At 60.8% G+C, this 13628-nt stretch carries 17 protein-coding genes; 14 read left to right on the forward strand and 3 right to left on the reverse strand.

Translation table 11 applies throughout. The annotated features are described in order from the left end of the window. Window positions 1-29: 29 nt before the first annotated feature. From Q8K08_RS09170 to Q8K08_RS09180, 3 genes are all read right to left on the reverse strand, one after another. On the reverse strand, window positions 30-875 hold the full coding sequence (locus Q8K08_RS09170) for a hypothetical protein (RefSeq protein WP_305249871.1): 846 nt from the start codon (window positions 873-875) through the stop codon (window positions 30-32). Window positions 876-1079: 204 nt separating this feature from the next. After that, a complete protein-coding gene (locus Q8K08_RS09175) occupies window positions 1080-1721 on the reverse strand; it encodes a hypothetical protein (protein WP_305249872.1) in 642 nt (213 codons plus the stop codon). Beyond that, window positions 1718-1978, reverse strand: a complete 261-nt coding sequence (locus tag Q8K08_RS09180) for a hypothetical protein (protein ID WP_305249873.1) — start codon at window positions 1976-1978, stop codon at window positions 1718-1720. The genes Q8K08_RS09175 and Q8K08_RS09180 overlap by 4 nt, the downstream gene beginning before the upstream one ends. 339 nt (window positions 1979-2317) lie before the next feature. On the opposite strand from Q8K08_RS09180, the gene Q8K08_RS09185 reads away from it, so the two are divergent. The 14 genes from Q8K08_RS09185 to Q8K08_RS09250 all read left to right on the forward strand — a co-directional run bounded on the left by Q8K08_RS09185 (window position 2318) and on the right by Q8K08_RS09250 (window position 13601). Next, entirely contained in the window at window positions 2318-2656 is a 339-nt protein-coding gene (locus Q8K08_RS09185; protein WP_305249874.1) for a hypothetical protein, read from the forward strand. Between the two features lie 130 nt (window positions 2657-2786). Further along, a complete protein-coding gene (locus Q8K08_RS09190; RefSeq protein ID WP_305249875.1) occupies window positions 2787-3263 on the forward strand; it encodes a lytic transglycosylase domain-containing protein in 477 nt (158 codons plus the stop codon). A 22-nt stretch (window positions 3264-3285) separates the two neighbouring features. Next, entirely contained in the window at window positions 3286-3585 is a 300-nt protein-coding gene (locus Q8K08_RS09195) for a TrbC/VirB2 family protein (protein WP_050521812.1), read from the forward strand. Between the two features lie 15 nt (window positions 3586-3600). Beyond that, the gene (locus Q8K08_RS09200) at window positions 3601-3867 is read left to right on the forward strand and encodes a VirB3 family type IV secretion system protein (protein ID WP_008030690.1); all 267 of its coding nucleotides are present in this window, start codon (window positions 3601-3603) and stop codon (window positions 3865-3867) included. Next, entirely contained in the window at window positions 3857-6199 is a 2343-nt protein-coding gene (locus tag Q8K08_RS09205; protein ID WP_305249876.1) for a type IV secretion system DNA-binding domain-containing protein, read from the forward strand. Before Q8K08_RS09200 ends, Q8K08_RS09205 begins: the two co-directional genes overlap by 11 nt. A gap of 61 nt (window positions 6200-6260) precedes the next feature. Further along, on the forward strand, window positions 6261-6434 hold the full coding sequence (locus Q8K08_RS09210; RefSeq protein ID WP_301460152.1) for a hypothetical protein: 174 nt from the start codon (window positions 6261-6263) through the stop codon (window positions 6432-6434). A 34-nt stretch (window positions 6435-6468) separates the two neighbouring features. Continuing rightward, complete coding sequence (locus Q8K08_RS09215) at window positions 6469-7557, forward strand: lytic transglycosylase domain-containing protein (RefSeq protein WP_305249877.1); 1089 nt, start codon at window positions 6469-6471, stop codon at window positions 7555-7557. Next, a complete protein-coding gene (locus Q8K08_RS09220; RefSeq protein WP_305249878.1) occupies window positions 7554-8351 on the forward strand; it encodes a type IV secretion system protein in 798 nt (265 codons plus the stop codon). The genes Q8K08_RS09215 and Q8K08_RS09220 overlap by 4 nt, the downstream gene beginning before the upstream one ends. A 26-nt stretch (window positions 8352-8377) precedes the next feature. Beyond that, window positions 8378-8836, forward strand: a complete 459-nt coding sequence (locus tag Q8K08_RS09225; RefSeq protein ID WP_305249879.1) for a hypothetical protein — start codon at window positions 8378-8380, stop codon at window positions 8834-8836. Then, window positions 8836-9834, forward strand: a complete 999-nt coding sequence (locus Q8K08_RS09230) for a type IV secretion system protein (RefSeq protein WP_305249880.1) — start codon at window positions 8836-8838, stop codon at window positions 9832-9834. The genes Q8K08_RS09225 and Q8K08_RS09230 overlap by 1 nt, the downstream gene beginning before the upstream one ends. Window positions 9835-9900: 66 nt before the next feature. After that, window positions 9901-10581, forward strand: a complete 681-nt coding sequence (locus Q8K08_RS09235) for a virB8 family protein (protein WP_008030710.1) — start codon at window positions 9901-9903, stop codon at window positions 10579-10581. Window position 10582: 1 nt separating this feature from the next. Then, window positions 10583-11299, forward strand: a complete 717-nt coding sequence (locus tag Q8K08_RS09240) for a TrbG/VirB9 family P-type conjugative transfer protein (protein ID WP_305249883.1) — start codon at window positions 10583-10585, stop codon at window positions 11297-11299. Further along, window positions 11296-12615, forward strand: a complete 1320-nt coding sequence (locus tag Q8K08_RS09245) for a TrbI/VirB10 family protein (RefSeq protein WP_305249884.1) — start codon at window positions 11296-11298, stop codon at window positions 12613-12615. Before Q8K08_RS09240 ends, Q8K08_RS09245 begins: the two co-directional genes overlap by 4 nt. Continuing rightward, window positions 12615-13601, forward strand: a complete 987-nt coding sequence (locus Q8K08_RS09250) for an ATPase, T2SS/T4P/T4SS family (RefSeq protein WP_305249885.1) — start codon at window positions 12615-12617, stop codon at window positions 13599-13601. The genes Q8K08_RS09245 and Q8K08_RS09250 overlap by 1 nt, the downstream gene beginning before the upstream one ends. Window positions 13602-13628: the final 27 nt, after the last annotated feature.

A 13628-nucleotide genomic window follows, 5' to 3' on the forward strand; every position in this document is an offset into this window, starting at 1 on the left:
CGCATGTATGCCGGTCTGCAACATTTACGTCATCTTGGAATCTCCCCCGCCAATACGGCCCTGCCATGCACCGCGAGGATTGCTGCGAACCTTGGGCATCCAAACCGTCGGACGACATCCAGAACACGAGCATCATAGGCGGCCTGACCGATCAGTCTGCATAGATCCGATGCATGAAACTGCCGATTGAAACTTGGTGCCGCGCGGATCTGGTCATGAAGCTCCTGCATCGAGGGATCTTCTTTGGCCAACGGTTCTGGCTCAGATGCAGATATTGGAGCCGTGCTTGACGAACTGGTCCGCCAGCGGCGCATGAAGCCGAGCAAGTATCCAGCCGGGACACGGGCATTGCCGCGCGCCCGGTTAAAGGCAATAAACCGCTCCCAGATCGCCTGCGTGTCGACGTTCCAGCAGGGCAATGCCGTTTTCGCTTTCTTGATCAGCTCGGCCCAGCACGTTCGGAACACGTTGGCCGACTCATCCATATCGATCTGCCCAACGAAGATAGTTTTGTTCTTAGACTCTCTAGATAGTGATGTGTCGCCTGTGGCTGACACGACATCTTGCAAACCTGCAACTTCTTCACCCGCGCCGAAGCGAAACAGCCATGGTGCGAACTTGCCGTTCGGCTTCCAGCGAACGAGTTCAAGAGTGGACGCTGCCAGTTCGGCGAGAAGCGCGGTGAGATGCTGCCGCGACATGCCCATCTTCTCGGCCAGATGCGCCAGCGTGAACGCGGCTGTGCCACGCTCAAGCCCATTGTAGCCGTCTTTCCAAGCCATGCCGTCGAGGATGATGGTCGCGAGCTTGTGGCTTGCGGCCGAAAGGTCCGCTTCAGTGATGCGGCGCAGAATTGCGCCGGTGGTCAGGTTCATGGGCGTGTCGTCCTGATTGCAGGACACCAGACGATGGGACGCAAAAATTCGTTGGGGCAAAATGCTTTGCCGGTTGAACGGGTGCTTCACTCGCGATAGATTTCTCGTGCAACGGAGAAATCAGCGCGGCGTCGGACCTATGGTCTGGCGTCGTGTCTGTTTCTAGGGGGGTTCCGGTCTGGTTAAGGGCGGAGATCGCTGCGGTTAGTAGTGCACCTCCTCATGGCCATAAGTGCCCTCATAGTCCCGCCATTCGACAAAGACCGAACGGTGCCAGTAGTTGCCGCAACTGGCTGGAATGCCGAAGTCTGAGGCTTCCGGCACGGCGGATATGTTGCTGCGCCTACGGCTGTAGTCCCCCTGTTCGCCGTAGGTGCCCATGTAAATCGATCCCCAACTATTGCAGTCGCCATCTGAATTGCGGCGCTGCTGGTAGGTGATCTCGAACACGCGGATCGAACGGACAAAGTCAAAAGCCGGGTTGGAAATGTCGACATCAGCCTGAGCGTCGACAAGGATCGGCGCGGCTGAGACTTCTGGGAGCGACGAAGCTGCCGGAGGTAGATCGGTTCTGAATGCGATATCGTAGAGGCGCTCAATTGGCTGCCGCTCGCCCCGGAAACTCGCCCGCATCGGGCAGTTCCAGATCTGCAGCGGCGGCTCAATCGGCCACGGCGTGATGCGGCGGATGAAAACAGCGCGGGCATGGGCACATTCGGCAGATGCGGGCCATCCCCCGGCGAGACACAACAGGATCGCACAGTCGACCGGGTAGGCGGCTGCGGGTGTGATGGTTGCGGTTGAAAGGCCAAGACCAAGGAGTAGGGCAGGGAGGAGAGGTTTCACGGGAGGACCTTCTGGGCTGGGGGGATGTTGAGGAAAGTTGAATAGGCCTCGGTGGCCACGCGGGCTTCGGACAATGCGCGACTGCGCTCTGTGTCGAGACAGGCGATGTGGTCGCTAAGGTCCGCGAAGTAGACCTCGAACTCGGCTGCGATTTCTGCGCGGTATTCGGCGAGAACCGCCTCGGGCAGGTCTGTGATCGGCACTTCTGGGGCCAGACAGCGAATCACCTCTGGTTGTGCAAAGGCGGTGGAACTCACCGAAACCACCACGCAGATCGCGGGAAGAAGCAGGGCCCACCTGATCCTCTTGTGCGCCTTGCTGCACCAAAAATAAGAGCCTGAAGGCGAAGAATTTCTCAATATTTCTTGGATTTTTTTCAACTTTGTGCGCTCACATTCCGGCTCCATTTTCCTGACCGGGGAAGGTTAAGACTGCTGGCCTTGGCAGAGCGGCCAATCCCTTATTCGCCGACGCTCACGGCCTTCTTTTATCGTGTTTGTCATTTTTATGTTGAATGCGCCATACTTTCTGTTAGGCATCGCCTCACCAAGAAATCTGCGATACAACGTTCCCAACAGATGATCCGAGGGGACCCCATGAATACCAAACGGCGCGCATTGCCTGTCTTGCTGGAACGCGATTTCCGCAAGCTTGCCGCATCCGAAGGAGCGACTGTTGAGATCGAGTGTGTCAGTGCGCCCAACCCCGACGAGCGCTTCTCGGGGGAATGGCTGTTCTACGTTGTCAGCCCTGCGGGCGAGCGCTTCCTGCTGGTTACCGCTCTGGCGCGGGAACGCATTGTCAACTCGCCGATCGGCATGTTCGGGCTCGCCTTCGGCAAGCTTAACCTCGACCATCTCGACGTGCCTGCTGTCGCTGGCGCTGTCTGCACTGGTATGCGGAGCAGCCCAGGCGGAAGTGATCCGCTGGACTGAGCCGGAAGGCCAGGGCGGGGAGGTCCAACTCGCATCTCTGGACACATCCGTCCTGCGCTATGACGCGCAAGGGCAGTTGATCGTTCCTGTTAGCCCTGAACCAGTTGAAGAAGAGACCCGGGAAGGGGAGGTGGCTGAGTCTGCCGCAGATGTGACTTACAGCACCAAGGGCGTTGCAGCCCCCAGGGACGTCCTGCCGTCGATCCGGCTGATTGCTACCCGCTATCAGGACCATCCGGCCCTAGCGCGACTGCACCTTACGCCCGCCGAATGGTCCGCCTTCTTTCAGGCGATGATCAAGGTTGAAAGCAATTACACCCAAGGCGCTGTCAGCCATGCCGGTGCCCTTGGGCTTGCGCAGTTGATGCCGGGAACCGCCACCTATCTCGGAGTCGATCCCGCTGATCCGATCGAAAACCTCGACGGCGGTGCGCGCTATCTTCTGGAACAGATGGCGACCTTCGGCAGCTTGGAGCTCGCCCTTGCCGCCTACAACGCTGGCCCCGAGGCTGTGCGCAAATACGACGGCGTGCCACCCTACGCCGAGACCCAATCCCACATTGTAAAGGTGATGGCGGTTTATGACCGCATCCTCACCGAGCTCTGAACCAAGAAGGAAACCTCCCCTCATGCGTAACGAACACGTGGCTCTTCTGGGCCTGACCCTTTGCACCCTTTTTCTGGCGCAGTCTGAGCCCGCTTTGGCGCAGGTGGTCTTTACGAAGGCCGAAACCGTCGCAACCGGTGTTCTGGCCTCATTCCGGGGCACACTTGCGACAGCCTTCTTTGGCATTGCCTTTGTGGTGACCGGCTTCCTTGCGGCCTTCAACCGGATCAGCTGGGCCTGGGTGGCTCTGGTCGTGGTCGGCGCCTTCCTTGTCTTCGCCGGCCCCGCCATCGTCGCAAACCTGCGCTCGTCCTTCAGCTGAGGCGGGATCACACCCATGGAGAAAAGCGCGGTCATCCTCGGGCTCTCGCGACAAGCCAAGTTTCTTGGTCTGCCGATGCCCTATGCCATGGCAGTGGGAGCGATGACCGTGCTGCCCTTCATTCTGTTCAAGCCAGTCTGGTGGTTCCTGACCGCCCCGATCTGGTACGGACTGGCGCGCTTCGCAACCAAGTTGAACCCGAACGGGCACCACGTCTTTGCCGTCATGATGCAGGTGACACCGATGGCCATCCTGCGGAAAGGACGGCGTCATGTTTCTTGAGAAGGAGGGGCTGCGGGGCAGGGCGAAGGCGCTGATCCCGGCGGATCCGAAGATCTATGCGCATCTGCCTTACGTCATCGAACTTGATGACGAGGTGGTGCGCACCCGAGACAACGGGTTGATGGTCTCTCTGGAGGTGACCGGCATTGACGGGATCACATCCGGGTCTTCGGCGGTCACCTCCTTGAGGGCCGGGTTCGCGCATCTTCTCGATACGTTAGATGAGCGTTTCAGCTTCTACCTGCACCGGATGATGCGCCCGGCCCAAACCCAACTGAAGCCGATCCACGGCCAAAGCTTTGCCGCCGATATCGACCGGGCCTGGAACGCCGAACTTCAGCGCCGCAATTTGCAGGAATCCGTGCTGATCCTGACGGTCGTGCGCCGACAAGTTGCCCCGCTGGCGGTGCCGCTATTTGGCAAGGCAGCCGCTAAGGTCTGGGGCGAGGATACTGACCGGCGCTTGGAAGAACTGCGCGAAGTGGTCTCGATCCTTGAGACCGGCCTTGGCGTGAAATCCCATCGCCTCAAGATCAGCGATGGCAGCCTGATCGGCTTTTATGCCTCGCTCCTGACCGGCGAGTTGCGCAGTAAATCGCGCAGCCCGTTTGGTATCATCGCCGAGGACGCCAGCGATGCCGCCATCCGTTTTGGCAAAGGCCAATTCATGGTAGAAGAGGGCGCAGACACGCCCCGCGTCGGCGCCGTCCTTTATGTCAAATCCTACGCCACCTCGACCTGGCCCGGCATGCTGGATGCGCTTGGGGCGAGCCGCGACACCATCATTACCCACAGCTACACGCCCATTGAGCGCGGCAGCATCACCGAGCGGGTCAAACGTCGGGTCGCGCAGATGCGGGCTTCTGAGGACATCGCCGCCACGATCGAGGCCCAACTCTTTGAGGCTGCCGACAAGTCTGAAAGCGGCGAACTTGGCTTTGGCATCCACCAGATGACCATCACCGTCTTTGCCGGAGACCAGGCAGCGCTCGACACCGAAGTCGCCCGCATCCGTGGAATCGCGCATCAAAACGGCATGCGCCTCGTCCGCGAGGTCACTGCCCTTGAAGCAGCGTTCTTCGCAATGCACCCCGGCAATATGGACTACCGGGCGCGGGACATGACCGTTTCGTCCTTGAACTTCGCCGATATGGCTGCCTTGCATGCCGCTGACACCGGGACCGAAGCTGCACGCCTACCGTGGCAAACCCCGCTCACGCTGTTTCAGACGCTGCAAGGTTCACTGCACCGGTTCAGTTTCCACGAACCGGGTGATCCGCAGGCGGAACCGACCAACGGCCATACCCTCGTCTTGGGCAAATCTGGCGGCGGCAAGACCACTACCGTCGCCTTTCTCGCTGCCCAAGCCCAAAGGGCAGGGGGTCGGACCATCATCTTCGACAAGGAAGCTGGCCTCAAAATGGCAGTGCGCGCCCTTGGCGGCCGCTACGCGGAAATCCGGGCTGGACGTTCAACAGGGCTGAACCCGCTTGCCACGGAATCCGGTGAGCGCGGCGAGGCATGGTTCTTGGACTGGCTGGTGGCGCTTCTGGAAAGCCGCAGCGGGCCAATGACACCTCTACAATCCGAGGCGCTCAAATCCGCCATTACCCAGAACGGCAACGCCCGCGAAGGGTTGCGGAATTTCCGCGCATTTCAGGAGCTCTTCGGGGATGTAGGCGACGGCCTCGATCTGGCACAGCGGATCAGCGAATGGGGGCCTGAAGGCCGCTATGGCTGGGTCTTTGGTGAGGCCGACGAGCCGGTGGTGGATTTCACCAGCCATGACGTGACGGCCGTAGATTTGACCGAAATCCTCGACCTCGGCACCGAGCGCACCGCGATCCTCGGCTATCTCTTCCGTCGCATTGAGATGCTGATCGAAGAAAAGCGCCCGACGCTGATCCTGATCGACGAGGCCTGGAAAGTGCTCGACGACGAATACTTCGCCAAGAAGCTCGCCGAATGGCTGGTGACCGCGAGGAAGAAGAACGTCGTCGTGGTGATGATGACGCAGTTCCCAAGCCAGATCCGGGGGTCCAAAGCCCGCTCGATCCTAGAGGCGCTGCCGAACCAACTCCTGTTCCCGAATGGTGAAGCGGCAACTGCGGATTATGACGGGTTTCGGCTGACCGATGGCGAGTTGGACTTCGTCCTGAGCCCAATCCCGGGTCAGCGGATGGTGCTGTCGCGCACGCCGCGCAGTTCAACCGTGCTGAATGTCGATCTCAAGGCCCTGGGGCCACTTTTGACGGCCCTCGGCGGTGGTCAGGCTGGTCTCAACGCCTTTGGTGCCAACTATGCTGCACGCCCCAAATTCTGGAAGGAGTGATTATCAAATGAAATCAATATATTACATAACCTTGATTATGCGAGTCCGATTTTGGGCTGTCATGATGGGTGCATCCCTCGGTCTCGCCGCCTGCACCGGCGTACCGATTGCCAAGACCAATTGCTGGGCCACCGCTGGCTCCACTGTGACCACTTCCACCAAGGGCGCAAGCCCGGATGCGGGGCTTGTCTCTCGCGGCAACACGTCGAGCCTTGATGTCATTCCCTGCGAATAAACCTCTTGACCTGATCGGGGCCTTGGCTTTGGGCGTGGCCGTCCTGCCTTGGCCTGCGTCGGCGCAAGGCGTGCCGATTGTCGACCCGAAGTCGATCATCCAGCACGGGCTCGAGATCGCGCAGATGTCCTATCTGACGGGCGGTCGCGAGCTTGAGGCCGACAAGAAGCGCCGCATCGACGAGTTGCACCAAGACCAACTCGACGCACTGGATGCCACGCTGGCGATGATGACCGGCCAGACGCCGTGGATCGGTGATCTCGAAGTGATCCCGGGAGCCGAGGCCGAAGTCCTCTATGCCGTTGAGGACAACAACCCCTACGCCGATCGGCTTTTCGGCGATGCCAAGACCAGCATCGAAGAGATGATCGTGGTCACCGCGCAGAAATACGCAGGCCACCCTGGTCTTGCCCGCGCCGGATTGAACCCGGTCGAGTTTCGCATCTGGTTCCAAAGCCTCGTGAAACAGGAATCCGGGTTTTCCATCGGGGCGCGCAGCCCGGTTGGCGCTTTTGGCCTGACGCAGGTGATGCCGGACACCGCCAAGGGTCTCGGGATCTACCCCGCCTATTATGATGACCCGATGCTGCAGCTGGATGGTGGCGCGCGGTATTTCCTGACCCAGCTCAACACCTTCGGTTCTGTGCCGCTTGCCCTGGCGGCCTACAACGCCGGCCCGGGCAATGTCACCAAATACGGTGGCATCCCGCCGTTTGAAGAGACGCAGAATTACGTCGTCCGCATCACCGGGTTCTTCAACGCCTATGCCGGAAAGATCACTGGCGTGGATCAGGTTGGCACTTTTGATCCGCGCGACATGGCGATTGCCGAGGCCAGCAACACGGCTGACGCGGGTTTGCATTACGGGATGGCCGCCTCGCTCGAAATTGAGGCTTCGCTTAAACGGCTGCGCTCCATCATCGAGCGCATCCCCATGACCAAATCGACCAAAGAGGCGCTGGACCTCAACAGCTATGCCCGGGCGGAAGCCGTCCGCATCGGGCTGATGGTCGAACGGGTCAAGGCAGCCCGCGTGAAGGTCGATCAGGCCCGCTACGCCCTCTGGCTGCAGGCCTATGCCATCGACGCAACATTCATCAAAGTAAAGGCAGGTTCCGAATGATAGCCCCACATCTCCGGGGCCTGCGCCCCCTTCTTCTTTCTGCGGCGCTTTTGCTTCCGGTCCCTGCCCTCGCGCAGGGCGTGCCAACAGTTGACCTCACCAGTATCGCCAAGATTGGCGAGGTGCTGACCGAGGCCAAGCTGCAGGTAAAGGAGATGATCGCGTCGAACCTCAAACTCGATGAGCAGATCCTTAAGCAGATCGAACAGATCGCAACGCTGAAGGCGCAGCTTGACGCCTTGCGGAACGGGCTCACGCTGGAGGCCTTGGGCATCCCGGACCCGGATACCTTCTTTGACGACATCCTTCCCGATGTCGCCGACCTGACTGGCGGGCTGATGTCGGCCAAAGATGGCAAGTATTCTCTGATGACGACTTCAGGTAAAGTTGGCGACAAGCCTGCCGCCCAGTATGTCTCGGAGTTCTTCGCCTCTGCCGGGCTTGATGTGGCCACCGTCGATACCCTTGCCAACAGTGAAGACGAAGGCGCCGCGCGGATCGGCACGCAAGCCAACACCGCCGCTTTCCTCTCAGCCGCCGCAGAAACCTCCTCGGTCAAGGCCTCTGAAAGCCTCGAGCGGGTCCATGAGCTTGTACAGGAAATCCCGGACACCGAGGGGCTGAAAGAGGCCATCGACCTTAACACCCGCGTGACGGCGGAATTGTCGATCGCACTCGCCAATATCTGGAACATGGAATCCGCCCAGCTGATGGGCATGGGCGAAGCGGGCGTCATGGATGCCGCGACCGCAGCCGAAGAGCAGAAGTTCATCAAAGTCCTTGGGGGAGAATGAACATGACCAAAGCTTTCAAAGCGCGAATGATGGGCGGTGCCTTTGCGCTGATCGCGATCATCTCAACCGCAGCTTGGGCCGAGACCACTGCCCCGGCAGACATTGTCCAAGAGGACGCTTATCTCGACGTTTTGCCGAAGATTGAAATCCCTGAAAATGTGCAGCCGATCCCGGGAGCAGTGAACGAAGAATTCCGGAACTGTGAGGCCGCCTGGCCCGCAGGCTACGCGTTGGCGCGGTCTGGTCCCGAAGCGCGGGCTCTACGCGACATCTACGGCCTAGTCCGCGTGCGAAATGTGATTGAAACGCAGAATTGCGGCTGCACAGGCAAAGTGGCGACCTGGGAAGAGGTCGAGGCCGTCGCGGCTGCATTGCGCGATCATCACGACGTCCAGCGCCTCAGCTGGCAGCAGACGAAGGCGATTGCGGAGGAGGCCGCAGCCCTGACGGCTGTCGCAGAAACCATGTGTGGCGGCAGCTTCTGATGGACAGCGTCTCGGCCATCCTGACAACGCTGGATGCGGCAATCACCTCAGCCGGGCGGCAATACTTCGAGGCGACAGCCGGTGCTGTCGGGCCGATCTACACGACCCTGCTTGCCCTCCTGCTCGTCATGGTCGGGATCAACGCGGCCCTGAATGTTTACCGGATTTCCATGCGCGATGCGGTTCAACTGTCGTTCCGGATCGTCATGGTCCTGATGTTCGGTCTGACCTGGTCCAACTTCACCCAGATCTATGACGCCGCCAGCAACGGGCTCAGTGCTCTTGCGCTGGAATACTTCCGGCTCGGGGGTGGCGGTGTCGGTGCATCCGCCACTGCAGCGATGGATGATATGGCGAACATGATGGCCGGCAACGTCGACTCTGTTTCCTCCGCCATGTCCTCGATCATGCGCGGCTTTGTGGCCGCCGTCCTTTACGTTGTCCTCGGCGTGTTGATGGCAGTCTACGTGTTCATCGTCGGCTTCTCGAAGCTGATGATCGCATTCCTTCTCGGGGTCGCTCCGATCGCCATCGGCGCCACGATCTTTGAGAAGACCAAGGGCATGTTCGAGGCCTGGCTCTCGGCAATGATCGGTTATCTGATGTATCCGGTCGCCTCCGCCGGGGTCATCGTGGCGGTCGTCACCGTTGCCCACGACGTTTTCCGCGAGACAAAGGATGTGACCGACCTCGGCTCCATCCTCGGCTTCTTTGTCATCGTCTTTGTCGGCATCTTCGCCTTGATGGCGATCCCGAATGCCGTGACCCACATCACCGGCCAGATCAGCCTCGCGAGCATTGCGCCACAAGCACTGCGGGTTGCGGGTAAGCCGCTGGAAAAGGCTTCCGACTATTCGGCGCGCCGGATGAGCGAAGTGCGCTCGGGTTTCATGCACGGCAAGACCGAACACCACCATTTGCGCGATCAGGCGCGGTCCGATGCCGAGCGCGGCCAAGCCGCAAGGGCGCGTTTGGGTCAGTTCATACGCGACAGTTGACGCTGACGAACTGGCCCACGCCGCACAACTGCCGACCGCGCAAATCCCCATTTCCGGAGCAAGACAATGACAGGTTCACCCCCTGAATTGAGAAGTTTTCTCGAAGCCGAGATGTTCTACGGCGTCAAAAAGCGCGAACGCATCGCCTATGCCGTGGCGGGCGGCGGGCTGGCCATCGGTCTCATGGGCATGATTGCCGTCGTCACACTGCTCCCCTTGAAACAGACCGAGGCCTTCCTTGCCATCGTCGACAAAGACACAGGCGTCGCCGAACGCGTTGTCGCAGTCGAAAAGGCCGGGATCGAACAGGCCGAGGCCATCCGGCAAAGCCTGCTCTTTGCCTATGTCACCGACCGCGAAACCTATGACCAGCACGATAACGAGTCCCGCATTCTGCGCGCCTACACCTGGTCAGAGGGCAATGCCCGCCAGGGGCTGGTGAGCCTCTGGACAGAAGGCAACGCCAACTATCCGCCCAAGCTCTATGGCCAGAATTCCAAAGTGGTCATCGACATCCTGTCGATCACGCCGGTGACGGACACCACCGCGCAGGTGCGTTTCACAAAAACCTGGGTGTCCGATGGTGAGGGCGTGCCTGACCGGATCGGCAAGTTCACCGCCACGGTCACCTATCGCTTTGAACCTTCAAAGCAGACCGCACTCGATCTCGTCTGGCAGAACCCAACCGGGTTTCTGGTGACGGACTACCGCATCACCGCAGAAACCTTGGCCCCCACGGAGGAATGACATGACCCATCCCCTGACTCTTCCTGCGCTCGGGCTTCTGATCTCGATGACCGCCCTGCCCGCCTTGGCCGAGACATCGCCCAAGCCCGGCAGCCATGATGCCCGTGTAACCTATGCCACTTACCAGGAGGGGCAGGTTTACCGGATCAACACGCGCCTCAGGAACGTCACGCTGGTCGAACTTGGTGAGGGCGAGAAGATTCAGTCCATCGCCATCGGCGATCTGGAAAGCTTCAAAATCGACAAGTTGGAGCGCGCTAACCTCTTCATCATCAAGCCCGTCGTCGCCGGGGCCACGACCAACCTGACCGTCGAGACGCAGCGCAACATCTACTTTCTGCAGGTAACTGAAGGCGGAAAGGGCAATCCGAACTATTCGGTCAAGTTTACTGTGCCCGGCAGCACGCGTGCCGCCACCGCCGGCAGCGAGATCCCCGCCTCCCTGCCCATGACCTACAAGATCATGAAAAAGGGCCGCGCCCTGCCCGGCTTTGCGCCGGTGTCGATCTCAGATGACGGACGGAAGACCACCTTCGTCATCCCGCCCGGCGCACCGATGCCGACGATCTTCCGCGCAGATGCCAAGGGTCAGGAATACTCGGTCAATTCTTCCATGCGCGGCACCACCATCACTGTCAGCACCCGCTCTGAGCGTTGGGTCCTGCGTTACGGCGAAGAATACGTCTGCGTCACAGCCGAGCCGGGGGTCAGCCAATGACCGACGAGACCCAAGCCGAAAAGCTCACCGCCCGCATGGAGCGTATGAAACCTTCTGAGGCCCCGAAGCGCGGTCGGGGCATAAACCCTTACGCCCTTTCCGCCGTCACGGCCGTGGCCGGCGTTGGTGTTGGGGCCTGGCTGGTGCTGGCTGCACCCGATGCTCCTGCCCCAGCACCCGCCATCGAGACGGCCTCGGTCAGCGATTTTCAGGGCGATGGCACGGGAACGGATGGGTTCAGCGTCTCACGGCCAAAGCCGCAGATCGTCCCGGCGGCACCAGACACCTCGGAGGCAGAACGGCTGCAGGCCGAGATCGAGGCGCTCAATTCCCAGATCGCCGATCTCAAGGCCAATCCCGTGACCGTCACCGACGAGGCAGCACTGGCAGACCTCAAAGCGCAGGTTGCGGCCCTCGATGCCGATGCAAAGGCCCGCGCGGCAGCCCTCTCCGAACTTGAGCGCGAAAACATTCGGCTGCAGACCGAGCTCGAGACTAAGGCGCTGATCGACGGCGACAGTGAGGCCGAAGCCGCTCGTGCCCGGGAAGAAGAACTGGCCCGGCGCAGGCAGGAAGCCGAAATGCTAAACGAGGCGCAAATCCATTCCGACATGGTGGCCCTGCGCTCCAGCATGGATATGGGCTTTGAGCCTGGCGCCGCGGCCCCTGCCCCGGGTGCGCCGGGACAAGCCGCCACCGGCGATGATGCATTCCGCAGGGCGGGCGCAAAGGCGGCTGAAGTCCGACAAGCCGAGGTCATCGCCGATCCAGCCCATACCGTCATGCAGGGCACGTTGATTGAGGCGGCCCTAGAGACCGCGATCAGCACGGATCTGGCAGGAAATGTCTCTGCCATCGTCAGCCACGATGTCTGGTCGTTTGATATGTCCCGCGTGCTGATCCCGCGCGGCTCGCGTCTCTTCGGGCGCTACGATTCCGAAGTTGATGCCGGACAGCGGCGTGTGCTGATCGCCTGGGACCGGCTGGTTACAACTGACGGTCAATCCGTCACGCTTGCGGCATATGGCACCGACCGCATTGGGCGCTCGGGTCTTCCCGGCGCCGTCCGAAACCACTTCCTCCAGCGCTTTGGCACGGCCGCTCTGATTTCCCTGATTGGTGCCGTGCCAACACTGGCAGCCGACAAATACGCGGCCAATGAGGTGGCCTCTGACACCGCCGAAAACGTCGGCACCGATCTCGGCGAGGCGGTCAACACGGTGATGGCCGACTACCTCAGCATCCCGCCAACGATCAGCGTCGACCAGGGCGCAGTCGTGATGATCCGTGTCGATGCAGATCTGGCGTTTTACTGATGAGTTATCTCGACACCTATCTCGGGCAGCTCGATGCCGCCCTGTCGGACCAAGCCGTCATGGAACTGGCGATCAATGCCGATGGGTCGATCTGGCTGGAGCGCGCGGGGCAAATCCATATGACCCCAAGCGGCCTTGCCGCGCTGCCCGCGCGGTCCGTGCGCGATTTGGCCTCCCAGATTGCCAATTCGACCTCGAACACCTTCACGGAAACTTCGCCTCTGGTTTCCGCAGCCGTGCGCTATCGCGATCTGATGCTGCGCTGTCAGGTGGTGGGCAGCCCTGCTGTCTCGGGCGGCACAGTGATCGGTATCCGGGTGTTTCGCTCCCGGCAGGGTGATGTGAAGCGGACGGCAAAATCCTTCAGCTTTCTGCGCGGCCAAGAAAACTCCCTGGAAGAGGAACGCCGCGCGATGGTGGCTGAGATCCGTGCCAGATCGGAAGGGGCGGATGTCGAGGCGTTCTTGGGCAAACTGGTGTCTGAGCGGCTGAATGTCATCGTCTCGGGCGGCACCTCAACCGGCAAAACCGAGCTGGGCCGTAAGCTTCTGGAAATGGTCGCCTCCGATGAGCGCATCGTCACGATCGAGGATTCCCTCGAACTTCTGCCCGGCCAGCCCAATACCGTGAGCCTGATCGCGCAGCGCGATGAAGGTTCGCCCCGCTCTGCCGACAAGCTCTTGCAGGCCACACTGCGCTTGCGACCGGACCGGATCATTCTGGGCGAATTGCGCGGGGCTGAGGCCGCGACGTTTCTGGACGCGATCAACACCGGGCATTCGGGTTCCTTCACCACGTTGCACGCCCATTCCGCTCGCAAGGCAATGGACCGGTTGGCGCTTTTGGTGATGGCCCAGGGCACCAAGCTCAGTTTTGGCGAGGTCATCCGATACCTTCAGACTTCGATCGACGTGATCCTGCAGATGGGCCGCATTGGCGATCAGCGCGGGATCATGGAGATGTATTTCCCCGGCCTCGACGACTGACGCCGCCGCAGCGCCCGACCGCGCCCT

Source organism: Pseudotabrizicola sp., assembly GCF_030684215.1.
In the GTDB taxonomy this organism is placed as follows: domain Bacteria; phylum Pseudomonadota; class Alphaproteobacteria; order Rhodobacterales; family Rhodobacteraceae; genus Pseudotabrizicola.

Bases quoted from the DNA above. Each gene is read 5' to 3' on its own strand.
- Q8K08_RS09170 (WP_305249871.1), bottom strand. From the start codon at position 875: ATGAACCTGACCACCGGCGCAATTCTGCGCCGCATCACTGAAGCGGAC.
- Q8K08_RS09185 (WP_305249874.1), top strand. From the start codon at position 2,318: ATGAATACCAAACGGCGCGCATTGCCTGTCTTGCTGGAACGCGATTTC.
- Q8K08_RS09195 (WP_050521812.1), top strand. From the start codon at position 3,286: ATGCGTAACGAACACGTGGCTCTTCTGGGCCTGACCCTTTGCACCCTT.
- Q8K08_RS09200 (WP_008030690.1), top strand. From the start codon at position 3,601: ATGGAGAAAAGCGCGGTCATCCTCGGGCTCTCGCGACAAGCCAAGTTT.
- Q8K08_RS09205 (WP_305249876.1), top strand. From the start codon at position 3,857: ATGTTTCTTGAGAAGGAGGGGCTGCGGGGCAGGGCGAAGGCGCTGATC.
- Q8K08_RS09210 (WP_301460152.1), top strand. From the start codon at position 6,261: ATGATGGGTGCATCCCTCGGTCTCGCCGCCTGCACCGGCGTACCGATT.
- Q8K08_RS09220 (WP_305249878.1), top strand. From the start codon at position 7,554: ATGATAGCCCCACATCTCCGGGGCCTGCGCCCCCTTCTTCTTTCTGCG.
- Q8K08_RS09225 (WP_305249879.1), top strand. From the start codon at position 8,378: ATGATGGGCGGTGCCTTTGCGCTGATCGCGATCATCTCAACCGCAGCT.
- Q8K08_RS09230 (WP_305249880.1), top strand. From the start codon at position 8,836: ATGGACAGCGTCTCGGCCATCCTGACAACGCTGGATGCGGCAATCACC.
- Q8K08_RS09235 (WP_008030710.1), top strand. From the start codon at position 9,901: ATGACAGGTTCACCCCCTGAATTGAGAAGTTTTCTCGAAGCCGAGATG.
- Q8K08_RS09240 (WP_305249883.1), top strand. From the start codon at position 10,583: ATGACCCATCCCCTGACTCTTCCTGCGCTCGGGCTTCTGATCTCGATG.
- Q8K08_RS09245 (WP_305249884.1), top strand. From the start codon at position 11,296: ATGACCGACGAGACCCAAGCCGAAAAGCTCACCGCCCGCATGGAGCGT.
- Q8K08_RS09250 (WP_305249885.1), top strand. From the start codon at position 12,615: ATGAGTTATCTCGACACCTATCTCGGGCAGCTCGATGCCGCCCTGTCG.